Below are 21,995 nucleotides of genomic sequence, written 5' to 3'. Positions count from 1 at the left end.
GTCCTCAGTGGATCGCCGCGTACATGATCTTCTCTTCCGTCGCTTCCAGCGCGGAGAACTCTTCCACCACCTTGCCCTGGCGCGAGACCAGGATGCGGTCGGACAGCGCCATGATCTCGGGCAGATAGGACGAGATCACCACCACCGCCTTGCCCTCGTCGGCGAGGCGGTTGATCAGCTCGTGGATCTCGACGATGGCGCCGACGTCGACGCCGCGGGTCGGCTCGTCGAAGATGATCAACTCGGGCTCCTGCACCAGCGACTTCGCGATCACGACCTTCTGCTGGTTGCCGCCCGACAGTTCGACCACCTTGCCGTCGTTGCTGATGGCGCGAACCTTCAGCCGCTCGATCCAGGTCTTGCCGACCGCATCGGTCTCCCGCCGCGACAGCATCATGCGTCCCCGCGGAAACTTCGATAGCAGGCCGAGATAGATGTTGCGCGCGATGGAAGAGGTCTCGAAAAAGCCCTCGACCTTGCGATCCTCCGTGACATAGGCAATGCCGGCCTTCACCGCCGGCGCCGGCACGCGGTAGCGCACCGGCTGGTCGTGTAGCAGGATCTCGCCGCCATGGAAGAAGTCGCGTTTGAGCACGCCGGCGACGATCTTGAACGTTTCGGTGCGGCCCGCGCCGACGAGGCCGAATACGCCGGTGATCTGGCCGGAAAACACCGACAGCGAGTTGTTCTTCACCATCGGCGCCATCTTCAGGTTCTGCACCGTGAGCACCCGCGCGCCGACCGGCCGCACGCTGCTCTTGCGCGTGCCATAGAGCGTGTTGGAGAGGTCGCGCCCGACCATGGCCTGCACGATCGCGGCGCGGTCGAACTTGGCGACATCGTCGGTGACGACATGCTTGCCGTCGCGCAGCACCGTGATGCGGTCGGCGAGCAGCAGCGCTTCTTCCAGCGCGTGCGATATGAAGACGATCGAGACCCCGCGCTTCTTGAGATCGCGGACAAGGTCGAAGAAATATTTCTTCTCCTCAGGCGTCAGCGATGCGGTCGGCTCGTCGAAGATGATGACTTTGGCACGGTGCAGGACCGCGCGCGCAATCTCGACCATCTGCTTCTTGGCCGCGCCAAGGCCGCTGACGGTCGCGGTCGGCGTGACATCGAAATTGAGCGATTGCAGAAACTGCTGCGCGGCGATGTAGATGCCGCGCAGGCGGTTGTAGAACTTCTCCTGTCCGAGAAACAGGTTTTGCGCCACCGTCATGGTCGGTACCAGGCTGTTTTCCTGGAACACCATGGCGATCCCGAGATTGCGCGCCTCGAGCGGCGTCTTCGGCGCGACTTCGGCACCGTCGACCGCCATGGTCCCCGACGTCAGCGTCACCACGCCGGCCATCACCTTGGTGAGGGTCGACTTGCCGGCACCGTTCTCGCCGACCAGCGCGTGGATCTCGCCGCGGCGCAGATCGAAGTCGACCCCGTCGATGGCGGGGACGCCGGCGTAGAGCTTCGTCGCCTTGCGCAGCGAAAGTGCGATGTCGCTCATGTCCTGATCTCCTCGGCAAGGCCGGCAAGGGACAGTTTCAGGATGCGGCCAGGTCCCTTGGCGATCAGGACAAGATCGCCGCCCAGCTCGACAGCCGCGACGACACCGTGGTTGATGCCGTCGACCCGGCTGTGCAGCGAATAGAGCGGCTGCCCGTCCGCATCGAGACGGATGACGAGGCCGTAGGAGCGCGGTGGCGCCCACGGCTTGATGACGCCCATGGTTTTGATATGCGCGCCCTGCATCGGCTCCTTGAACGAGCGCCCTGAGCGCAGCCGCGGCGCGACCCAATATTCTGGCGCGATCTCGGCCATCATGCGGCGGCGGTAGCCGGGTTCGCGTAGGACGAACTCGACCAATTGAGTCCGCGCGGCGAATGCGGTGAGCCAGTAACCGCCGCCCGAGGCCTTTGACAGCCGTGATGGATAGACGGGCAGGTGAGCGAGCACGATCTTCGGCGACGCACCGGGTGAGACAAGAACGAGGCGATGGCGCCAGCTCTCGCTGACAAGCATGGCGTTGCCATGGGCGCAGGCACCGAAGGCATAGCCGAGGCCTTGAGCCATCAGCGTCACGGTCCTGCTGCCGGGATCGAGCCGGTACACGCGGCCGCTGCGGTTGAGCTCCAGCAGGTCACGCGCCCAATCGTCGACATTGCATGTCGCCGAGCCGTCCGTCGCAATCAGCGAGTTGTCACCCGCCAGAGCGAGCGCATTGATCGCATTGAACGCCGCATCGGCAAAGGTTGCGCTCGGCTGCCCGGCCGAGGGGCCGTCGTAAATGCGCACCTCGCGCCCTCCGAGCGCGACGGCAAGGCCGCCGCCCGGCAGGGCACAGAGCGCAGAGATCGGCTGCTCGAAGCTGCGCAATTCCGAAGCCGAGTCGCCGTTCAGCGACAACAGCCTCCGGCCGTCTGCAATAAAGAGCGTGCTGCCGTCAGTCGCAAGATCCGCTGGCGACTCGCAGGTCAGCAATATCTCGGCGGCTTCAAGCTTCTGGTTCGGCTTCAGCGCGCCGTCGAAGGATGGCACTGTGATGGTTGCGTCGCCGCGTCCGAGAAAGCGGTTGGCGAAGTCTCTGACGGCCGCGATCACGACTGCTTCCCCCACCGCTTGTCATATTGGACGAAATTCGGATCGGCATTGTCGAGCTTGTAGCGGCCGATCCGGTTATTGAGGATGCCGCCGAGATAGAGATAGCCGCGATGCTCGCGCATCGAGGTGATCATCGGATGGTTTTCGCCATGCAGATCCCAGAACGACTCGACGATCTTGCCCTGCTCGTTGAACTTGACCACGCAGCCGGTGTTGATGTTGGGGAACAGCCATTCGTCGACGGGAACGCGCTTGGCCATGCGACGGCGGAAGCCCGGCATCTTCCAGGCAAGGTCGAGCGAGGGGCTGCGCATGCCGACCAGCGCCAGCCAATAATTGCCGTCGGAGGCGAGATTGATGTTGTCGGGGTATCCGGGCAGATTGTCCATGACGACCTCGACCGCGCCCTTTTTCGGGCCGGCAAACCAATAGCGCTTGATCGAGCAACCAAAGGTCTCGGCGAACAGAATCGACTGGCCGTCGCTGGCGACGCAGATGCCGTTGGGGAATTTGAGGCCGCGCAGCTCTGTGCGTGTCGCACCGGTCTTGGTATCATAGGAGATGATGCGGCCATTGCCGCGTGCCTCCAAGCCATCGATCGGCCATTCGTCCATCTCGTAACGGACCGTGGCTTCCGAGAAGAAGATCAGGCCATCATCTGTGATGTCGAGGTCGTCCGCGAGCCGCAGACGGCTGTCGTCGTTGACCGAGCGTAGGCTCCGGTTGGTCTCGTCAGTCGCCTTTTCCACGGTGCCGTCGGGCTTGATGCGATAAAGCCCCATGCCGCCGATGCAGACGTAGAGATTGTCCTCGCGATCGAAGGCCATGCCGAGCGGCTGGCCGCCGATATGGGCGAACACCTCCATTTTCTGATAGTCCGGCGCGAGGAAGCGCATGATGTCGCCGTGGCGCGAGCCGGCATAGAGATTGTCATGGCGATCGAGGATGACGTCTTCCGGCGCCTCGATCCGGCCAAGGCCGATCGCCTCAACGTCGCGCAGCTTGTCGTTCTGCTCGAATGGTCCACCTTGTCCGATTTCGGTCGGCGGTGGCGGCGGTAACTCGTGGTAGGTCGGCGCGACATAGACCTTGCTGATGATGCGGGTCCGGTTCTTCTGCCAGCGGATGTCAACCATCGCGGCGACGAGCAGGATGCCGGCCAGCGCCATGCGGTTGACGCCCCCGCGTGCGTTCATGGTGGTGAGGCCGTTGGTGATCAGGAGCACGATCAGCACACCCACGGCCGATTTGGCGACCGAGCCCTTGCCGCCGCCGAGCGTGATGCCGCCGAGCACGGTCGCAGTCAGCACGATCACCTCGAGGCCGACGCCGATGTCGCCGCCGACGGTGCCGAGCCGGGAGGCGAAGAACAGCGCGCCGATGCTGGTCAACACACCACTCGCGACGTAGCAGAGCGCGATGGTGCGACGAACGGGAATGCCCGAATTGTAGGCCGAGCGGCGCGAGCCGCCGATCGCGGTGATGTGCCAGCCCGGGCGCAAACGGGTCATGAAGATGTGGCCGAAGATCGCGATGACGATATAGACCAGTGCCACTGTGGGAATGCCAAGAACAGAACCGGCGCCGATGAAGTCCCAGGACGGGATATCGGGGAAGGCCGAAGCGATCGCGTTGGAGTAGCGCTGGATCAGAAGATCGTAGGCCGAACGGTAGATGATCAGCGTGATCAACGTGGTGATGAAGGCGCGCAACCGCAGATATCCGACCAGGATTCCGTTGACGGCACCGAGCATGGCGCCGCAGAGCAGCGTCGCGATCACAACGGCTGGAACAGGCCAGCCGGCGACGTCGAGCAGATAGAGGGCGCAGAAATCGGTCAGTGCGAAGATCGATCCGACCGACAGATCGATGCCCCCGACGATGACGACCAGCGCAAGCCCGAGCGCGATGAAGCCGATCTCACCCGCCTGGCGCGCGGTGTCGGCGAGGCTCGCCGGCGACAAGAAGTTGTCGATGGACCGGCTGAATGCGAAGCCGACGATCAAGAGAAGGATGACCGGGATGGCCGTCTCAGTCCACCGCTTGGACAGGATCTCACCGAGAAGATGATCAGGCCAGTAGCGGTAACGCAGGCTTGTGATTGTGTCGCGCATCGGCATTCCAGCAGGGGCAGGGATATTGAGGGCGAGATCCCCGGGCATTGATCCCGGGGACCACGAGCTCTGGAGCGGACTATTTCTTGAGGTCGCTGAGATTCCAGCAGGCCGTCGGACTATCGGCGTTCTCCTTGGTGATCGGAATCAGCGTGGTGTATTCCGAACCCTTGATCGAGCCAGGCTTGGCGCCCGACGACAGCAACCACTTGATTGTGCCGGCCATCTGCGCCGCCTGGGTCGGCACGTCGTAGCTCATGTCGAGATCGAACGCGCCTGACTTCACCAGCTCGCAGGCGCCCTTGCGTTCGCCGCCGCCCGAGGTGGCGAGGAACACCTTGCCGGTGAGGCCAGCTTCCTTCACTGCGGCAGCGGTGCCGATGTCCATGCCGTCCCAGAGGCCGACGATGCCGCACAGATCGGGATTCTGTTTCAGCACCGTCTGCGTGATCGCCTTCGCCTTAGCGGCGTCCCAGTCGGCGGCCTGGCTCGATGCCACCTTGATCTCCGGATGCTTGGCGAGAACGTTCTCGACGCCCTTGAGCGTGTAGGCGCTCGCGGCGGCCGAGAGCGCGCCCTGCACGATCGCGATCTTGTTCGATTTGCCCTCGCAGGCCTTGACCACGGCCTCGGTCTGGCGTTCGCCGATCTCGACCCAGTTGGCGCCGACGAAGGCGGAGCTGCGATAGGCCGAGCCCATGTTGATCTGGATGACGTAGATGCCCTCGTTTTCGGCGCGCTGGAGCAGCTTGGCGTAAGTCTGCACGTCCGGATTATGGACGACCATCACGGCCGGCTTCTCGGTGATCAGCGAAGTCACGGCCTGCGCGCCGGCATTGGTGTTCCAGTTGGCATCGCGGATCACGAACTTGACGCCGTATGGCTCGAGCTCCTTCTTCAGCCCAGCGTACCAGCCCTCGGTGAGATCGAAGTTCATCGCCACCGGCACATAGGCCACGGTCTTGCCGGCGAGGGCTTCCTTGAACGGCTTCTGGAACGGCTCGTCCAGGCCCTGCTGGGCCAGGGCCGGTGCGGTCAGTGCCGCGAGTGCCAGTGCGGCGAGTGTAGCCTTTGTAAGGTTGGTCATTGCTTCCTCCTTGGTTGTAATTTTCGTTATTGTTGGTCGTTCAGATATCGCCTTGCTGTGCCGTTTCTTCGTTGCGCGGATTCAGGAAGGAGTCCGTGATGACGGCCAGCAGCAGGACGACGCCCTTGATCAGGTTTTGCCCGGCGTAGGAGATGTCCATGATGGTCATGCCGTTGAGCATGGTGCCGATCAGCAGCGTGCCGATGATGACGTTCAAGACGCCGCCGCGACCGCCGGAGAGGCCGATGCCGCCCAGCACGACCACCAGGATCACGTCGTAGATCAGCGTCGAGTTGAAAACGCGCGTCGGCATCGAATTGACCGATGCGGCCATCACAAGACCGGCGAAGCAGCCGATCAGGGCCGCGATCACGTACTGCAGCACAATGATCGGGCGGGAGGGAATGCCGGTGACACGTGCGGCGTAAGGGTTGTCGCCGATCGCGTAGATGTAGGCCCCCCAACGCGTCTGGCGCAGCAGGACGGCAACCACGATGCAGGCGATCGCGAACATCACGATCGATGTGGGAATGCCGAGAATGGTGCCCTGACCGAGCCGCTCGAAGCCGTTCATGCCCGAACTCCACTGCACGACGTCGAGCTGGAACAAGGCGGCTTGCCCGAGACCGGCGAGCAACAGGCCTGTTGCGAGCGTTGCAAACAGCGAGGGGACCTCGGCATAGGCGATCAGCCAGCCATTAACGACGCCGAAGGCGATGGTGATCAGGACGGCGATCAGCAAGGAGAAGGGGAGTGAATGGCCGTTCTGCACCATTTGCAGCACGAGCCCGGGAGGCACCGCGAGCGCTGCGATCAGCGAGATGTCGATGCCGCGACCGATCACGACGATCGCCATGGCGAGGCCGAGGATACCGAGCACTGCCACGTTCTGGAGCAGCGTCAGCATGTTCTCGGCCGTCAAAAAGCCATTCAGGAAGATCGAGAAGACCACGAACAGCAAGGCAAAGACGGCAAAGACGATCTCTTGCTGGTTGAACCGGAGGCGCTTCATCCCCAAATTGCCTTTCTTCGGCGTCGGCTTCTGCGGGTCCGTCATGACGATCGGGTCTCGACGCGATAGGTCTGTGGAAGGGGTGTCAGGCTCTCGGTCAGCGCCTTCACCCGCTCTTGGTCGTTGGAGCAGATCGAAATGGTGACCAGCGTATTCAACCTGGCATCTTTGTCGACCAGAATGTCTGCCCCGGTCTCCCGACCGAAGATACGATCGATCTCGGATCTGACTTTCTCCTGAACAGCAAGATCCCGAAGTGCAGGCTTGAAGATCTTGCCGACCGCCGTGACGGGAAGGGCCTCGAGCAGGACGACGCGCTTCGGCCTGGCAGGAGGCTCGTTGACGTTGCGTTCGAGATGCGCGCATAGCTGCGGCATGTCGACATTCTTTCCGGGAGACGGGACAACGAACAGAATAGGCACCTCGCCGGCATAGGCGTCCGGCATGCCGACGGCCGAGCTCATCTGGACACCGGGGAAGGCATTTGCGACGTCCTCGATGGCGGCAGGGTCGATGTTGTGGCCGCTGCGGACGATCAGGTCCTTCTCGCGGCCCGTGAGCACCAGCCGCTGATCGGCCGTGAGATAGCCAACGTCGCCCGTGACAATCCAATGGTCGTCGGTGAGCACGCCTTTATTGTGCTGGGGATCGAGATAGCCTGGAAATACCTGCGGTCCTCTGACGAGAACGAGGCCGCTGGTGAGTGGCGGGCATTCCGTCTTGAGGGTCGCATCGGTTAGCGCGACGATTTTCGTCTGCGCGAACGGCGCCCGGAAGCCGACGCTACCCTGCACGGATGTGCCGCGGCCGGGATTGAACGCAATCGCCGCCGCGGTCTCCGTCATGCCATAGGTCTCGAACAGCGTGATGCCGGTCCGGGCCTCAAACCTCTCGCTGACGGCTTTCGGCGCCACCGCCCCACCGGTAAGGGCCATGCGAACGGAGCTGATATCGGATGAACCGATCGGCACTTCGGCTAGCGCCGCGATCGAGGTCGGCACGCCACTGACGATGGTCGCGCCAAACCGCTCGACCGTGCGCCAATAGTCGCGGATCGCATCCGGGCTCCTGAGGCTGTCGGGCGAGGGAATGATCACGTGGCCGCCAGCCGCCAGTATCGACAGGCCGACGGTCATGGTGCCGCCGACGTGAAACAGCGGGAAGCCATTGATGGCGGCATCCAGCTCATCAAGTCCATGAACCTGTGCGAAGCTCCAGGCTGCGTGGATCTGGTTGCCATGTGTCAAGCGGACGAATTTGGGTCGTCCCGTCGTGCCGCCGGTGTGGAAAAGCGCATAGACCGTTTCGCGATCCTGCGATGGCTCGAAGTCCATGGTGTCGCGCATCGTCGCGACCGCCTCGTCGAAGTTGAGGGCACGGCCGGCCAGGCGACCGTGCGCTCCCATCACGAAAACCGTCTTGAGCGAGGCGACGCGGCTCACGATATTGGCCGCCTTGGTCCAGATCGCACGGTCGGCCGCTTCGGAAGCAATCACGAGAACGGCTGCGTTCTGTGCTCCGAGCAGGTCGGCAATGGCATCTTCGTTCAGCAGATAGTTGATCGAGCTGGCGACGCCCGCGATCTGGGCGCCCAGCAGAGCTGGGAAAAGCTGCGGCAGGATTGGGCAGAGAAACGCGATCGTACCCCCATTCACGTCGATGCCGAGCGACCGAAAGAGGTTTGCCGCCCGCGTGATCTGCGCGCGCAATTGCCGATGCGTCAGCGTGACGTCGCCGGGCTCGCGTGCGCCTTTGTTCAGGACCGTCAGCGCGGGCCGATCCGGGTGCAGGCGCGCGGTGGCCTCGAACAGATCATGCAGATTGCGGGCAGGGATCAGGGAATCGTACGGCTGCCGTTCCCGCGCCTCGATGTCGGCGATGGTCTGGATCGGCTGCGTGTACCGCGTCGTGATCGGCGAGGGCCAGGTCGCGCTCACGGGCATCGCCATTCAAGCAACACGACGGATTGCGCAGCAGCTGATCTGTCCTGACGCAAGCGAACGTTTCCTGCCTAGCTCGTTGACCGGTTTTTGTTCTTCATAGGCCACATGCCCGAGCCCTGCTTGCTCCGGAGCGCAAAGCTTTTGCTTGTCCGCGCAAACCGGTCTTGCGTGTAGGCGGCGGCGATCTAGAATCTCGCCGACAAGCCAGCTTGTGCAATGCACAAACGGCGTTCATCATGGCTGTTTGACGGGTGGGCGGACGATGAACCTGGTGTTCTCGACAGACGATCTGGAGCCATCGAAGCGATATGCCGCCTGGCAAGGCGCCATCTGCGATGTCTACGTTCATGTCGACGTGAATGCCGAGGAGCGGTCCGACTATCACGGCTTCATCCGCGAGGCGCACTTCGGTGCGGTCACGATGACGGATGTGCTGCTGTCGGAGCAACGCATCTCGCGGCGCGAGCGGCACATCGCAAAACTCGACAAGGATTGCTACTACGTCGAATTCGTCCAGCAGGGCAGGGTCAACGTGCTGCAGGCCGGCCAGACATTGCTGTCGAATCCGGGCGTCGGCGCAATTTTCTCGGCGTCAGAAGCCTATGATCTCGAATGCGTCGGCAGGGTCCGGTCACTCTATCTCGAGATCCCTCGCAAGGAATTTTCGGACCGCTTCAGCGAGGGGCGTCTGCCCGTCGTGACCACGATGGCGACGAGCCGCGGTCTCGGGCGGATCGCCGCCGAATTCTGCGCGACCCTTGCCGCGGAAGGTGCGTCCCTGGACGAGACCGCCAGGACACGCCTTGGCTGCGAATTGATGGATGTGCTGGCGCTGACGCTCGATATGGGCGATCGGGATGAATTCTCCGAGGACGCGAGCGCCCAGCAGGCCCGTCTGCGCTCGGTCAAGACCTGGATCGAAGAGCACCTCACCGACGCCGATCTGTCGCTGGAGAGGATCGCGAAGAGCAATGGCGTCTCGCTCAGGCACCTGCACTATCTCTTCCGGCTCACCGATGTCTCCGTGTCCGAATGGATTTTGGATCGCCGGCTTCAGCGTTGTTACGACGTCTTGACGCGTCCCGAGTTACGGTCCCTGTCGATCACCGAGGTCGCCTACCAGTTGGGATTCAATTCATCGTCCTATTTTAGCACGGCGTTTCGCAGGAAGTTCGGGCACAGCCCGTCGGACTTGCGGCGCCGCTAGCGGACTTTTAACACGCGAGGCATGTCAGGTTCGTCGCTGGCAGCGAGCACGCCTACGCGGCTCGGCACAGATGGCGCAAACCCACAAGACGCAAGATTTCAAACAAGAAATCGAACAAATCAAGATATCACACGGAGGGACACATGACCGGCGACATTGCAGCCACTATCTCGAAAGCGCGCGAGCATTCCATCGGCGATCTCTTGCGTCGCTCCGCAGGCCGCGAACCGGCCAGGCTCGCGGTGAGCTGCGGCGGCGTGAGCTGGACCTTCGCGGAGATGGATGAGATCTGCAACCGGCTCGGCCGCGGCCTGCTCGGGCTTGGCGTCAAGAAGGGCGATCGCCTTGCCGTGCTCTCGCGCAATTCCCATGCCTTCGCGGCGCTGCGCTTTGCCGTGGCGCGGATCGGCGCGGTGCTGGTGCCGATCAACTTCATGCTCAATCCGGACGAGATCAATTTCATCCTCAAGAGCTCCGGCGCCAGGCTGCTCGTGACTGGCCCTGACTTCGTCGAGCCGGCCCGCGCCGCATCAGCCAAGAATTGCGCCGTCGAGAAAATGATCTGGCTGCCGGGCGAGGATCCCGCCACCGCGCCCGCGGGACTCACCAGTTTCGATGACTTGCTTGATGCCGATGGCTCGTACCTCGAGGCCTCCGTCGATAGCCGCGATCTCGCGCAGATCGTCTACACCAGCGGCACGGAGTCCCTGCCCAAGGGCGCGATGCTGACCCATGAGGCCGTGATGTGGCAGTATGTCAGCTGCATCATCGACGGCGGCATGGGCGTCGACGACAAGTTCTTGCATGCGTTGCCGCTCTATCACTGCGCCCAGCTCGACGTGTTCCTCGGGCCACAGATCTATCTCGGGGCTTCCGGCGTCATCACGGGCAAGCCGACTGCCGACAACATCCTGGCGCTGATCCAGGCACACAAGATCACGTCGTTCTTCGCGCCGCCGACGATCTGGATCGCGATGCTGCGTTCGCCGAACTTTGATAAGACCGATCTGTCGACGTTGCAGAAGGGCTATTACGGCGCCTCAATCATGCCGGTGGAAGTCTTGCTCGAACTGCAGCGTCGCCTGCCCGCCGTAAAATTCTGGAACTTCTACGGCCAGACCGAGATCGCGCCACTCGCGACCGTGCTGCGTCCGGAGGACCAGTTGCGCAAGGCCGGTTCGGCCGGCAAGCCGGTGCTCAATGTCGAGACGCGCGTGGTCAACACGTCGATGGAGGACGTCGGGATCGGCGAGGTCGGCGAGATCGTGCACCGCTCGCCGCATCTGCTGTCGGGCTATTACAACGATCCCGCGAAGACCGCGGCGGCTTTCGCGGGCGGCTGGTTTCACTCCGGCGATCTCGCCACCGTCGATGAAGAGGGCCACATCACCGTGGTCGATCGCGTCAAGGACATGATCAAGACCGGCGGAGAGAATGTCGCCAGCCGCGAGGTCGAGGAGATGGTCTACCGCATTCCCGCGGTTTCCGAGGTTGCGGTCGTCGGCTTGCCTGATCCGCGTTGGATCGAGGCAGTCACGGCCATTGTCGTGATCAAGACCGGGGAGAAGCTGGATGAGGACGCCGTCATCCGGCATTGCTCCGGCCAGATGGCGTCTTTCAAGGTGCCGAAGCGCGTGATCTTCGTGGATAGCCTGCCGAAGAACCCGAGCGGCAAGCTGCTCAAGCGCGAACTGCGCCAGCGCTTCGTCGGCGGCGAGACGCTCGACAAGGCGATCCAGAAGAACTTCGGCACCTGAGTTGGAGTGATCGCCATGAAAGCCTGGCAAGTCGCGCGTGACTGGTCGATCGAGGGGATGGAGCTGACCGATCTGCCTGAACCGGTACCAGGCCCGGGCCAAGTTGCTGTTCGGATCAAGGCGGCATCACTGAACTATCGCGATCTGCTCACGATCCAGGGCAACGGCGGCGTCACCCGATTGCCGCTGATCCCGTTCTCGGACGGTGCTGGTGAGGTGATCGCGATTGGCCACGGCGTTAGCCGCGTCGCAGTTGGTGATCGGGTCTGTCCGATGTTCTTCCAATCCTGGATCGATGGAAATGTATCGGCGGCTGCCCGCCGCTATGCGCTCGGCGGCACTCGGCCGGGCGTGTTGCAGGAGGTGATGGTGCTCGATGCCGAGGGCGTCAGCCGCATTCCAGCGCATCTCTCCTTCCAGGAAGCCGCGACGCTGCCCTGCGCCGGACTCACTGCTTGGCGCGCGCTGTTCGAAGAGGCAAAGGTGCAGCCCGGCCACACGGTGCTGGTGCAAGGTACCGGCGGCGTCTCGATCTTCGCGCTGCAATTCGCAAAGCTCGCTGGCGCGAGCGTGATCGTGACCTCGTCAAGTGATGCGAAGCTCGAACGCGCCAAGGCGCTCGGCGCCGATCACACTATCAATTATCGTTCGGTGCCGGAGTGGGGCAAGGCGGCGGCGGAATGGACCGGCGGCGTCGACCATGTCGTCGAGGTCGGCGGCAAGGACACGTTTGCTCAATCCCTCGAGGCTGTCAGGGTCGGCGGCACCATTCTCGTGATCGGTGTGCTCTCCGGCTTCTCGCAGCAAGTTGCCATCCCGACCCTTTTCTCCAAGAACCTGCACGTCATCGGCCTGTCCGTCGGCAGCCGTCGCATGTTTGAGGGGATGGCTGCCGCGATCGGCTGTAACGGGATGAAGCCCACGATCGATCGGGCGTTCGGCTTCGATGCCGTGCCCGACGCGTTGCGGCTGATGCGGAAGGGTGGGCATTTCGGCAAGATCGTGGTGGAGTATCCGTAAGGCCGTTGCCTCAATACTTTTTCACGTGCGCGCCGAACGCCAGCCACAGGGCTGTCGAGGCAAGGCCAAAGCTCCCAAGCAGCAAAAACGTCGGGCCGTAGCCGATCCATTGTGCAATCCAGCCGCCGAGCGCAGGGCTCAAGCTCGCGCCAACGCCTTGCACGGTGATGACGGCACCCTGGCCAAGATTGATGCGGCCGGTGCCGTCCAGCGAGCGCGCGACCATGCCGGGGACGGCGACCGTCTGTAATCCGGTGCCGATCCCGTCCAATACCTGCATTGGGACCACGCCCCACCATCCCGTCACGAAGAACGCAAGCACGCCGCGTACGGGTAAGAACATGAAGGAGACCAGGATTACCGGCCAGTAGTTGCGCCTTCCCGCGACCTGCATGGCAACCAGCGACGTCACCGCCATGACGCCCTGCGCAACGACGACGGTGGTCGCAACGAAGCTCGGGCCGTTGGCCTGTTCTTGCGCCACCGCCGCGAGGCCATAGAGCGGGACGATGGCTGCATTGCCGAGATGGAAGATGGCAAGCGCAAGCGCCAGAACCAGGAGTGGCTTGTGCTTGAGGAGGACGGACATGGCATCCGGCGGGTTCTTGCTCTCGTCCTCCTTGCCGCCGCGGGCTTGACGGTCGTCGATCGCCTTTGCCGGGATCATCAGCACGCAGGCGATTGCGATGGCACCGAACACGGCCGCGAGCACGAACACCGCGACATAGCCGAAGACGTAACCGAGATAGCCCGACAGCGCCGCACCGACCATGTTGCCGGCGTGGTTGAAGGCCTGGTTGCGTCCGTTCAGCGCATTGAAGCCCTTTTGCTTGGCGATGCCGAGCGTGATGCCGGTCACCGCCGGGACGATTGCAGCGCTCGCCAGCGATTGCGCGACTTGCGAAAACGTCACCGCCCAGAAATTCTGCGAGATCAGGATGATGGCGGAGGCGAGGACGACAAAGATTCCGGGAATGACCACCCACAGCCGCTTGTTGCGGCTGGAATCGATGAAGCCACCGATCGGCGTCGTCACCAACATGCCCGCGACATTGCCGATCGTCAGCGCCGTGCCGATCAAGCCGGTGGCCCATCCGCGCTCCTGCAGGAAGACGCCGACGAACGGCCCGATGCCGGACTGCATGTCGGCCATGAAGAAATTGACGGCAAACAGGGGCCAGATGCGGGACGGGCGCGATGTCATCGAAACGCTGAACGTGATGCTGCCGATCGCATGAAGTCTCGTGCAGGTGGAAATGGCCGGCCGCGTGCCGGAGCGGTCCGAAAAGTAACATGTGCTGTCAGCGTTTGGTTCCTCCAGACTTGCAATTGGAGGGGCGCGACGTCACCTCATCGGCGTCCCCTCTCGTTCTGGATCACGCTATGCCCCTCTGGACCTGCGAAACCTGCGGCGCACAATTTCCGGACGCCGGAAAGCCACCGGCATTCTGCCCGATTTGCGAAGATGAGCGACAATATGTGAACTGGAAAGGCCAGGCTTTCCTCACGCGAGATGCGCTGACAGAGCGTCACCGCCTCGTCTGGCGCGACGATCTCGGCCTCACCGGCATCGCGCTCGAGCCCGGCTTTGCGATCGCTCAGCGCGCGCTGCTGGTCCCCGATGGCGAGGGCTACGTGATGTGGGACTGCATTCCGCTGGCAACGGTGGAGGCGATCGCTCATGTCAAATCGATCGGCGGCCTGACAGCGATCGCGATCTCGCATCCGCATTACTATGGAGCGCTCGCGGACTGGAGCGAAGCGTTCGGCGGGGTGCCGGTCTATCTGCACGCCGACGACCGCCAATGGGTAACGCGTCCGCATCAAGCCATCGTGCACTGGAGCGGCGATCAGCATCGCATCTCTGACGATGTGCTGCTGTTGCGGGCCGGCGGCCATTTCGCCGGCGCGACCATGTTGCACGATGCGGCTGGTGCCGACGGCAAGGGCGTGCTGCTGACCGGCGACATTGCGCAGGTTACGATGGATCGCCGCTTCGTCAGCTTCATGTACTCCTATCCGAACTACATGCCGCTCAACGCCGCCGCGGTGCGGCGGATTGCGGCTGCGGTCGAGCCTCTCGCCTTCGACCGCATTTATGGCGCCTGGTGGGGCCGCAACATCGCCAGCGGTGCGAAGGCCGCTTTCGCGGCATCGGTCGAGCGATACATCGCCGCCATCGCCTGAGCCGGTCGGGATGGCCGTTGCTTTTCGCTAATATCTGTACTATAAGTACAGATATTAGGCGCGACGCAACGATGCGTTTGCTGGTCCGGCACGATCAATGCATCGTTGCTTCGGCGGCCGCGTTTTGTGGCCGTGTGAGCGGGAGTCAGACGCATGACCGGGCAGCGCGACTACGAGATCTTTGAGGCCGGCAATTTCGTGCTTCAGTCCGGCACGGTGTTTCCCTCGCTCAAGCTCGCCTACAAGACCTACGGTCGGCTCAGCGCGGCCAAGGACAATGTCGTTCTCTATCCGACCTCGTTCAGCGCGCAACATTACGACACCGAGTGGCTGATCGGGCCCGACGGCGTGCTCGATCCCAACAGCTATTTCATCATCATTCCGAATCTATTCGGCAACGGCCTGTCGACCTCGCCATCAAACTCGGGCAACTGGCCATTCCCGCAGCTCACCTATCACGACGCCATTGCGGTCCAGCATCGCCTGCTGACCGAATGTTTCGGCATCACAAAGCTCGCCCTGGTTTACGGTTGGTCGATGGGTGGCATGCAAGCATACCACTGGGCCGCGCTTCACCCCGATATGGTCGAGCGAGCTGCGGTCGTCTGCGGCAGCGGCCGATGCGCGCCGTACAACTACGTGTTTCTGGAAGCCGTCAAGGCTGCACTATCAGGCGACCCTGCCTTTCGCGACGGCCGTTTCGTCGAGAAGCCCATTGCCGGCTATCGTGCCATGGGTCGCGTTTACGCCGGCTGGGCGATGTCGCACGGCTTTTATCGCGACGAGCTCTGGCGTGAGGCGGGCTTCACTTCGTTGGAAGACTATCTCGTCCGCGCATGGGACGCCGTGTTCGCGCGGCGCGACGCCAACGATCTGCTGGCGCAGATCGGAATTTGGCAGCGCGGCGACATCAGCCGCTGCGCAGCCTTCGGCGGCGATCTCGATCGCGCGATGGCGGCGATCAAGGCCCATATGCTGCTGATGCCGGGCGCAACCGATCGCTACTTCGATGCGCGCGACAATGAGGACGAGCTCGGCAAGCTGATCAATGCAAAATCCGCGGTGCTGCATCCGATCCCGTCGTTGCACGGCCACCGCGCCGGCAATCCCGTCAACAATCCGAGCGACCGGGCCTTCCTCAAGGCCGAGATCGCAGAACTTCTAAATAAGTAATGCAGGTCCCTGATCATGACTGATGCGACCGTTTCCGCTCCAGAACCCGGCCACCGCTTGAAGCCGTTGACACCGGCGATGCTGCGCGAACTGTCGGTTCGCTCCGATCTCAAGGGCGCGCTGCGCAGCCTCTGCCACTACGCAATGGTCGTACTGATTGGGTCGTTGATCTGGAAGGTGAGCTCGAGCCATGGCGTGCTTTGGGCGTTGCCGCTGATGGCGATACAGGGCTATCTCGTCGCCTTCCTGTTCATGGCGTTGCACGAGACCGCACACAAGACCGCGTTTAGGAGCCGCGGTCTCAACCTCGCGGTCGGCTATCTATCGGCCTTCATCATCGGGCAGCCTTACGAATATTATTGCCTGTTCCATTGGGACCATCATCGCTACACTCAGGATCCCGAGAAGGATCCGGAGCTGATCGTCGGCGTGAAGCCGAAATCCGAGACCCAGATCGCGCTTGCCTATAGCGGTCTGCTCCAGGTTGCGGGCCGCCTCCGTCTCATGCTCGGCCATGCCGTCACCGGCAAGGTCACGGTGCCCTGGATCCCCGAGAACAAGCGCGCCATCATCGTGACCGAAGCACGCGTCTATGCCCTCGTCTATGTGCTGCTGTTCGCGCTCTCACTGTGGTTCTCCTCGACCCTGCTGCTCGAGGTCTGGATCGTCCCGCTGATCATCGGGCAATTCTTCCTGCGGCCCTATCTCCTGGCCGAGCACACAGGCTGCGAGCGTACCCGCAGCGCCTTCCAGAACACCCGCACCACCTACACCGCCGCGATTGTCAAATGGATTGCGTGGAACATGCCCTACCATGTCGAACACCACGCCTACCCCTCGATCCCGTTTCACGCCCTACCCAAACTGAACGGCATCGTCGACGACGAGATCGTCTATCGCGGCCGCGGTTATATTCAAACGACGCGCGAGACCTGGGCCTGGTTTCGTCGGCAGCTGGAGGGTGGCCCCGCGAAAGCTGCATGAGGAGTGGCTTTTTCGAAGCCTGTGGGGCGTTTGCCGGCTTTCGATAGGGGGCTTTACTGCGTGTTCATCGCACGTAGCGATGGCAAGGATCACTCCAGTACCACGCGGCCAATCCCTGTCGGGCGAAGCAAGAATACAAAATGAAATCAATGGTCTGTTGGCCGATAAAACATGGCTAACGAGTCCTTCCGGATCGAGAAAGTTTTAGCAGTTTTGTATTCACGGCCGGGTGAGCCCGCTGTCCTAGCGTTGCGTCCATCAAAACATTCGATGTTTGGAGCGATGGGCAATGAGCGCGACGAGAAGCCGTCTTCTGGTGGTTGACGACGATCTGGTGCAACGGGTTCTGATCAGTAAGATCGGTGCGAAGCTCGGCTACGACACCGTTGTCGCGCCGTCCTTCGAGGCTGCAACCGAACTCCTGGCCCGAGAAACCTTCCAGACCATGGCGCTCGACCTGTCACTCGGAGAGCGGGACGGGGTGGAGCTGCTGCGCTTCGTCGCCGAGCGAAACCTCAAAGCGATGTCGATCGTGATCATCAGCGGTTGCGATGATCGTATCATGAAGGCGACCCGCCGGGTCGCAAACGGTCTGAAGCTGTTGGTCGGCGGCTGCCTGACCAAGCCGCTCGATCTCAATCGTCTGCGCAGCGCGCTCGAATTGCCGCAGCGCTCGCCCCGGGCTGCAACATCGGCTTCGCCGTTGCTCCCGGTCACGCCGGCCGGCATCGCGCATGGCCTCGCCGCCGGCGAGTTTTTCGTCGAGTTCCAGCCGAAAATCGCACTGCAGACCGGGAGGGTCATCGGCGCCGAGGCGCTGGCGCGCTGGCGCAGCGCTGAATTCGGCATGGTGTCGCCGCTGGTTTTCATTCCGATTGCCGAGGAAGGCGGTCTCATGAGCGAACTGACCGACTGCATCCTTTCATCGGCGATGTCGCAGGGCCGCAAGCTGATCGAGCGCAATCCGGGCTTCACCATCGCCGTCAACATCTCGGGCTCGCTGATGTCGGATCTGACGCTGCCCGAGCGGATCGAGGAGACCCTGCGCCGCGAGAACATCCCTCCGTCTGCGCTGACGGTGGAGATCACCGAGACAATTGCGATGGCCGACGTCGATCGCGCCAACGACATCCTGGTACGGTTACGGATCAAGAAGATCGGCACGGCCATCGATGATTTCGGCACCGGGTATTCGTCGCTTGCGGCGCTGGCGCGGCTGCCCTTCAGCGAGCTCAAGATCGATCAGTCGTTCATCAAAGGCTGTGAATCCGACGAGGACATGATGAAGATCGTCGACGCGTCGGTGGCGCTGGCAAAGGCGTTCAACATGAAGGTCGTGGCCGAAGGAGTAGAAAGTCCCGAAGCGCTCGAGATCATACGCCGCATCGGCTGCGATGTTGCCCAGGGCTTCTTCTTTGCACCGTCCCTCCGACGTTCGCGCGCGGAGCGATGGATATCGCAGCGCAATGCCAGCGCGGCCGAACTGGCCTCCTCCCCATCGCAGACGGCGCTTGCGAGCTGAGACGACGAACCCCGGCCGCGAAGCAGCCGGGGTTACGCCAATCGAAGCAGTCGTTCTCAGTAGATTCCGTAGCCGCAGACATTCACGACGCGGACGCGTGCGCCGTGGCGGGTCTGGACCACGCGCTCCTGATAGCAGTTGCTGACGCCGGTGTTGACGTAGATGCCGCCGAATCCCCAACCGGGACCCCAGTAGTGGTGGAAGCCGTGGGCCGAAGCAGCGGTGGGCGCAAGAGCGGCAGCGCCGAGCGAGCCGGCGGCGATCAGACCAAGTGCAAGCTTACGAAACATTCTCATTCTCCAGTGTGGCGCGAGGCCGGTGTTGTGTCCCTGCTTCTCGGTCGAGCCGAAGTGCGATTGCGTTCACACGGCGAGGTGAGAATCGTGTTTCAGAACTGCTTCGTCAGTCGCGGCGAAATGCGACGCCGTCAGGCTTTGCGCGCCGCGCTATAGCGCGCCGCCATCACCTGCGTCATCTCGGCCATCTTCTCGCGGAGATCGGCGGGCTCCAACACTTCGGCTTCGGCACCGAGCCGCAGCAATTCCGCCGCAGCATGCCATGATGTCTTGCCCGTCGGGACTCTGGCGATGCGCCAACCGTCCGCGTCAGCGACTTCTTCAATCTGCGTGCGCGCCCTGACGTAGGGTTGGCTCAGCGCGTCGAGCAGCTTTACGCCGAATGGCGAGAGCCGCACGACCGCGACGTTCGGGTGCATCTCGGCCTCTAACCGCAACGTCGCGTCTCGCCAGTAAGCTGCGAGGTCGAAATCGGCGGGGCGATCGAAGCGGTCGTCGAGCGCCCTGCAGTCAAGCACGCGTGCGATGCGATAGGTGCGCACGCTGCCGTCGACCTGGCCTGCGAGATACCAACTGCCGCCCTTGAGCACGAGGCCGAGTGGAGCGACGTGACGCTGCTTCTCCGCACGCCAGCTCTGGTAGCGAATCTTGATCAATGTCCCGCGCAACGCGGCGCCAGCGATGGTGCGCAGATGCTTTGGCTCCTCCGTTTCGCCAAACCAGCCCGGCGCGTCCAGATGAAAACGCTCCTGCATCCGGCCGGCGTCTTCGCGCAAATTCGCCGGCAGCGCCGCCATCAGCTTATTCTGTGCGGCGATCATCGCAGCATCCAGCCCCAGCGCCGCGGCCGGCCCCGGGAGCCCTGCGAGGAAAAGCGCACCCGCTTCGCTTTGAGACAGCCCATTCAAGCGCACGCGATAACCATCGAGCAAGCGGTAACCACCCTCCGCACCGCGGTCGGCATAAACAGGGACACCGGACGCCGCGAGCGCGTCGATGTCGCGGTAGATTGTGCGCACCGAGACCTCGCAGGCCTCCGCCAGTTCGGGCGCAGTGACCTGTCCCTTGGCCTGAAGAGTGGTGAGGATCGACAACATTCGGCTCGCGCGCATGGCCCCTTAAACCATACCTGACACTAGATGTCAGGTATCGTCGTTTAAAGATTGGCTCCATCGCTAGCCGGCTAGACGAGAGGCCCCGCCATGACCGATCCGAACCGCATCACGCTGTATTATGCGCCGCAGAGCCGGGCCACCGGCACACGCGTGCTGCTGGAGGAACTGGGGGCGCCCTACGATCTCCACGTCCTCAACATGAAGGCGGGCGAGCAGCGAAGGCCTCCCTACCTCGCCATCAATCCGCTCGGGAAGGTGCCGGCTGTCAAGCACGGCGAGGCGCTCGTGACCGAGCAAGTCGCGATCTATATCTATCTTGCAGACCTTTTTCCTCAGGCCGGCCTCGCGCCCGCGCCCAATGACCCGCTGCGCGGTCCTTACCTGCGCTGGATCGCCTATTACGGCTCTTCCTTTGAGCCCGCCTTGATCGACAAGTTTATGCAACGCGACCCGGCGCCGATCACGCAGTCGCCCTATGCCGATTACGACACCATGCTGGGTGCCCTCGAGGCACAACTCGCGGGCGGCCCTTATCTTCTTGGCGAGCGGATGACTGCCGCCGATATTCTGTGGGGTGTTGCATTCAGCTGGACCATGATGTTCGGCATCGTGCCGAAAAAGGACGTCTTCGTCCGTTATTCCGAGCGCATTACGTTGCGACCGGCGTTCCAGCGCATCAGTGCGGCGGACGATGAGATGGCCGTGCAGCATGCCGCGGCTGCGGGAGCATGAAGAGGCTCGAAGTTCACGTGACCAAGCCGATCCATACGACGAATTGTGTCGACACGTTCATTCGGGTTGCTGAGGATTGTCCGGCGCGCTCGGGTGAGGAGCCGCCGATGCGAGCGGGACGGCCGACGGTGGCCGGACTGCAATATGCGATGATCGCGAACGCGCCTTACAAGTACACGTCCGACGACGTGATCTTTGCGACCTCGGCGCAAGGGCGCGGGCTTGGAGCCAAGGCGTCCAAGTCGGAACGGAACGCCGCCCGCGCTGCCTTCTTCTCGCGGGGGCAGGCCTGCATGCGGGCCTCGGGCCTCGGCAAGCGCTACGGCTGGGGCGTGCATGCCGACAGGGAAGGCCGTATCGCGATCTACGCTGTCGACGGCGAACGCTATCAAGCGCTGTCGCACGATTCAAAGCTCGTACAAACGCGCGCGATGCGGTCGAAGCGGAAGTGACCCTCAAAACCTCGGCGCCCGCTTCTCTGCGAACGCCTTGATACCTTCCTTGATCTCGTCACCCCGCATGCTGTCGCGGTGCCGCTGGTCGGCCGCTCGCTCATCCAGCTCACCGCGGGCGAATTCGTTGATGGCGCGCTTCATGCCGCGCATCGCGTTCGGCGCGTTGCCGGCGAGGATGTTGGCGAGCTTGTCGACTTCCTCGTCCAAAAACTCGACCGCCACCATGGCGGTGAGGTAGCCGATCCGCAGCATTTCCGGCGCGCTGATCTTCTGCGCCGTGAGGAATAGCCTTTTCGCGTTGTCGACGCCGAGCCGGGTCACGTAGCGCTTGATGCCGCTCCTGTAATAATGCAGCCCGAGCCGGGCCGCCGGCATGAACATCTCGGCAGTGTCGACGCCGATACGAAAATCACAGGCGAGCGCGAGGTCGGTCGAGCCGCCATAGACACCGCCATTGAGCCGGCAGATCGTCGGCACGCCGAGATCCTCGAGCCGGTTGACGACGACCTCGAAGGCCGAGCCCGCGCTCTGCTGCTCATTGGCACTCACCGCCCGCTCGGCGACCGAGTTGAGATCGTAACCGGCCGAGAACGCTCGTCCCGTGCCGGTCAGCACCAGGACGCGGATATCAGGATCGGCCTCGATCCGGTCGAACACCCGGACGAGCTCGCCAAGGTCTTCGGCTTGAAGCCGGTTGAGATGCTTGGGCCGGTTGAGGCGGATGGTCGCGCGGCCGCCGTCGATTTCGAGCACGGGGCCAGAGGCCGCGTCGGCTGTCTCCGACATTCTTGTCTCC

The 21,995-nt window shown here is 62.9% G+C and carries 19 protein-coding genes; 9 read left to right on the top strand and 10 right to left on the bottom strand.

The window, feature by feature from the left end; genetic code table 11:
- Positions 1-4 precede the first annotated feature (4 nt).
- From XH91_RS31745 to XH91_RS31720, 6 genes are all read right to left on the bottom strand, one after another.
- Positions 5-1,501: a sugar ABC transporter ATP-binding protein gene (locus XH91_RS31745; RefSeq protein WP_128954253.1), complete on the bottom strand. Its 1,497-nt coding sequence runs from the start codon at positions 1,499-1,501 to the stop codon at positions 5-7.
- On the bottom strand, positions 1,498-2,595 hold the full coding sequence (locus tag XH91_RS31740) for an SMP-30/gluconolactonase/LRE family protein (RefSeq protein WP_164938308.1): 1,098 nt from the start codon (positions 2,593-2,595) through the stop codon (positions 1,498-1,500). The genes XH91_RS31745 and XH91_RS31740 overlap by 4 nt, the downstream gene beginning before the upstream one ends.
- Positions 2,592-4,715 carry an ABC transporter permease gene (locus tag XH91_RS31735; RefSeq protein ID WP_128955057.1) on the bottom strand — a complete coding sequence of 708 codons (2,124 nt, stop codon included), beginning with the start codon at positions 4,713-4,715 and terminating at the stop codon, positions 2,592-2,594. Before XH91_RS31735 ends, XH91_RS31740 begins: the two co-directional genes overlap by 4 nt.
- Before the next feature lie 73 nt (positions 4,716-4,788).
- Positions 4,789-5,796, bottom strand: a complete 1,008-nt coding sequence (locus XH91_RS31730) for a sugar ABC transporter substrate-binding protein (RefSeq protein ID WP_128954251.1) — start codon at positions 5,794-5,796, stop codon at positions 4,789-4,791.
- Positions 5,797-5,836: 40 nt separating this feature from the next.
- Complete coding sequence (locus XH91_RS31725; RefSeq protein ID WP_128955056.1) at positions 5,837-6,808, bottom strand: ABC transporter permease; 972 nt, start codon at positions 6,806-6,808, stop codon at positions 5,837-5,839.
- Positions 6,809-6,849: 41 nt separating this feature from the next.
- A complete protein-coding gene (locus XH91_RS31720) occupies positions 6,850-8,751 on the bottom strand; it encodes an AMP-binding protein (protein ID WP_245477371.1) in 1,902 nt (633 codons plus the stop codon).
- Positions 8,752-9,013: 262 nt separating this feature from the next.
- Between XH91_RS31720 and XH91_RS31715 the strand changes: the two genes are divergently transcribed.
- The 3 genes from XH91_RS31715 (at position 9,014) to XH91_RS31705 (ending at position 12,735) form a co-directional block, all read left to right on the top strand.
- Complete coding sequence (locus XH91_RS31715) at positions 9,014-9,958, top strand: helix-turn-helix domain-containing protein (RefSeq protein WP_128954250.1); 945 nt, start codon at positions 9,014-9,016, stop codon at positions 9,956-9,958.
- A 143-nt stretch (positions 9,959-10,101) separates the two neighbouring features.
- Positions 10,102-11,715, top strand: coding sequence for an acyl-CoA synthetase (locus XH91_RS31710; RefSeq protein WP_128954249.1), 1,614 nt, complete (start codon positions 10,102-10,104; stop codon positions 11,713-11,715).
- A gap of 15 nt (positions 11,716-11,730) precedes the next feature.
- Positions 11,731-12,735: a zinc-dependent alcohol dehydrogenase family protein gene (locus XH91_RS31705; RefSeq protein WP_128954248.1), complete on the top strand. Its 1,005-nt coding sequence runs from the start codon at positions 11,731-11,733 to the stop codon at positions 12,733-12,735.
- 10 nt (positions 12,736-12,745) lie between these two features.
- Here XH91_RS31705 and XH91_RS31700 read toward each other — a convergent pair whose 3' ends face one another.
- On the bottom strand, positions 12,746-13,939 hold the full coding sequence (locus XH91_RS31700; RefSeq protein ID WP_128954247.1) for an MFS transporter: 1,194 nt from the start codon (positions 13,937-13,939) through the stop codon (positions 12,746-12,748).
- A gap of 179 nt (positions 13,940-14,118) precedes the next feature.
- Here XH91_RS31700 and XH91_RS31695 point away from each other — a divergent pair, with 179 nt between their 5' ends.
- The 4 genes from XH91_RS31695 (at position 14,119) to XH91_RS31680 (ending at position 18,601) form a co-directional block, all read left to right on the top strand.
- Entirely contained in the window at positions 14,119-14,922 is an 804-nt protein-coding gene (locus XH91_RS31695) for an MBL fold metallo-hydrolase (RefSeq protein ID WP_128954246.1), read from the top strand.
- Between the two features lie 153 nt (positions 14,923-15,075).
- The gene (locus XH91_RS31690; RefSeq protein WP_128954245.1) at positions 15,076-16,095 is read left to right on the top strand and encodes an alpha/beta fold hydrolase; all 1,020 of its coding nucleotides are present in this window, start codon (positions 15,076-15,078) and stop codon (positions 16,093-16,095) included.
- 15 nt (positions 16,096-16,110) lie between these two features.
- Positions 16,111-17,079: a fatty acid desaturase gene (locus XH91_RS31685; protein WP_128954244.1), complete on the top strand. Its 969-nt coding sequence runs from the start codon at positions 16,111-16,113 to the stop codon at positions 17,077-17,079.
- Between the two features lie 289 nt (positions 17,080-17,368).
- Complete coding sequence (locus XH91_RS31680; RefSeq protein ID WP_128954243.1) at positions 17,369-18,601, top strand: EAL domain-containing response regulator; 1,233 nt, start codon at positions 17,369-17,371, stop codon at positions 18,599-18,601.
- Between the two features lie 56 nt (positions 18,602-18,657).
- Here the strand turns inward: XH91_RS31680 and XH91_RS31675 are convergent, their stop codons facing one another.
- Both XH91_RS31675 and XH91_RS31670 read right to left on the bottom strand, forming a co-directional pair.
- Complete coding sequence (locus XH91_RS31675) at positions 18,658-18,891, bottom strand: hypothetical protein (RefSeq protein WP_128954242.1); 234 nt, start codon at positions 18,889-18,891, stop codon at positions 18,658-18,660.
- 137 nt (positions 18,892-19,028) lie between these two features.
- Positions 19,029-20,009 carry a helix-turn-helix transcriptional regulator gene (locus XH91_RS31670; RefSeq protein WP_128954241.1) on the bottom strand — a complete coding sequence of 327 codons (981 nt, stop codon included), beginning with the start codon at positions 20,007-20,009 and terminating at the stop codon, positions 19,029-19,031.
- Between the two features lie 90 nt (positions 20,010-20,099).
- Between XH91_RS31670 and XH91_RS31665 the strand changes: the two genes are divergently transcribed.
- Positions 20,100-20,744 (top strand): glutathione S-transferase family protein, encoded by a 645-nt coding sequence (locus XH91_RS31665; protein ID WP_128954240.1) that lies wholly within the window; start codon positions 20,100-20,102, stop codon positions 20,742-20,744.
- Positions 20,741-21,196: a DUF6157 family protein gene (locus XH91_RS31660; RefSeq protein WP_128954239.1), complete on the top strand. Its 456-nt coding sequence runs from the start codon at positions 20,741-20,743 to the stop codon at positions 21,194-21,196. The genes XH91_RS31665 and XH91_RS31660 overlap by 4 nt, the downstream gene beginning before the upstream one ends.
- A gap of 3 nt (positions 21,197-21,199) precedes the next feature.
- On the opposite strand, the gene XH91_RS31655 is transcribed toward XH91_RS31660, so the two are convergent.
- Positions 21,200-21,985 (bottom strand): enoyl-CoA hydratase/isomerase family protein, encoded by a 786-nt coding sequence (locus XH91_RS31655; RefSeq protein WP_128954238.1) that lies wholly within the window; start codon positions 21,983-21,985, stop codon positions 21,200-21,202.
- Between the last annotated feature and the right edge of the window lie 10 nt (positions 21,986-21,995).

It is taken from the genome of Bradyrhizobium guangzhouense (genome assembly GCF_004114955.1).
Classification (GTDB): domain Bacteria; phylum Pseudomonadota; class Alphaproteobacteria; order Rhizobiales; family Xanthobacteraceae; genus Bradyrhizobium; species Bradyrhizobium guangzhouense.
The sequence above is the reverse complement of the archived record's forward strand: the minus strand, read 5'-3'. Positions and strand labels throughout refer to the sequence as shown.

What these genes read in the sequence shown, in the direction of transcription:
- XH91_RS31690 (WP_128954245.1), top strand. Translation starts at nt 15,076, where the DNA reads ATGACCGGGCAGCGCGACTACGAGATCTTTGAGGCCGGCAATTTCGTG.
- XH91_RS31665 (WP_128954240.1), top strand. Translation starts at nt 20,100, where the DNA reads ATGACCGATCCGAACCGCATCACGCTGTATTATGCGCCGCAGAGCCGG.
- XH91_RS31730 (WP_128954251.1), bottom strand. Translation starts at nt 5,796, where the DNA reads ATGACCAACCTTACAAAGGCTACACTCGCCGCACTGGCACTCGCGGCA.
- XH91_RS31660 (WP_128954239.1), top strand. Translation starts at nt 20,741, where the DNA reads ATGAAGAGGCTCGAAGTTCACGTGACCAAGCCGATCCATACGACGAAT.
- XH91_RS31680 (WP_128954243.1), top strand. Translation starts at nt 17,369, where the DNA reads ATGAGCGCGACGAGAAGCCGTCTTCTGGTGGTTGACGACGATCTGGTG.
- XH91_RS31685 (WP_128954244.1), top strand. Translation starts at nt 16,111, where the DNA reads ATGACTGATGCGACCGTTTCCGCTCCAGAACCCGGCCACCGCTTGAAG.
- XH91_RS31710 (WP_128954249.1), top strand. Translation starts at nt 10,102, where the DNA reads ATGACCGGCGACATTGCAGCCACTATCTCGAAAGCGCGCGAGCATTCC.
- XH91_RS31705 (WP_128954248.1), top strand. Translation starts at nt 11,731, where the DNA reads ATGAAAGCCTGGCAAGTCGCGCGTGACTGGTCGATCGAGGGGATGGAG.
- XH91_RS31670 (WP_128954241.1), bottom strand. Translation starts at nt 20,009, where the DNA reads ATGCGCGCGAGCCGAATGTTGTCGATCCTCACCACTCTTCAGGCCAAG.
- XH91_RS31720 (WP_245477371.1), bottom strand. Translation starts at nt 8,751, where the DNA reads ATGCCCGTGAGCGCGACCTGGCCCTCGCCGATCACGACGCGGTACACG.
- XH91_RS31745 (WP_128954253.1), bottom strand. Translation starts at nt 1,501, where the DNA reads ATGAGCGACATCGCACTTTCGCTGCGCAAGGCGACGAAGCTCTACGCC.
- XH91_RS31735 (WP_128955057.1), bottom strand. Translation starts at nt 4,715, where the DNA reads ATGCCGATGCGCGACACAATCACAAGCCTGCGTTACCGCTACTGGCCT.
- XH91_RS31675 (WP_128954242.1), bottom strand. Translation starts at nt 18,891, where the DNA reads ATGTTTCGTAAGCTTGCACTTGGTCTGATCGCCGCCGGCTCGCTCGGC.
- XH91_RS31725 (WP_128955056.1), bottom strand. Translation starts at nt 6,808, where the DNA reads ATGAAGCGCCTCCGGTTCAACCAGCAAGAGATCGTCTTTGCCGTCTTT.
- XH91_RS31700 (WP_128954247.1), bottom strand. Translation starts at nt 13,939, where the DNA reads ATGACATCGCGCCCGTCCCGCATCTGGCCCCTGTTTGCCGTCAATTTC.
- XH91_RS31715 (WP_128954250.1), top strand. Translation starts at nt 9,014, where the DNA reads ATGAACCTGGTGTTCTCGACAGACGATCTGGAGCCATCGAAGCGATAT.
- XH91_RS31655 (WP_128954238.1), bottom strand. Translation starts at nt 21,985, where the DNA reads ATGTCGGAGACAGCCGACGCGGCCTCTGGCCCCGTGCTCGAAATCGAC.
- XH91_RS31695 (WP_128954246.1), top strand. Translation starts at nt 14,119, where the DNA reads ATGCCCCTCTGGACCTGCGAAACCTGCGGCGCACAATTTCCGGACGCC.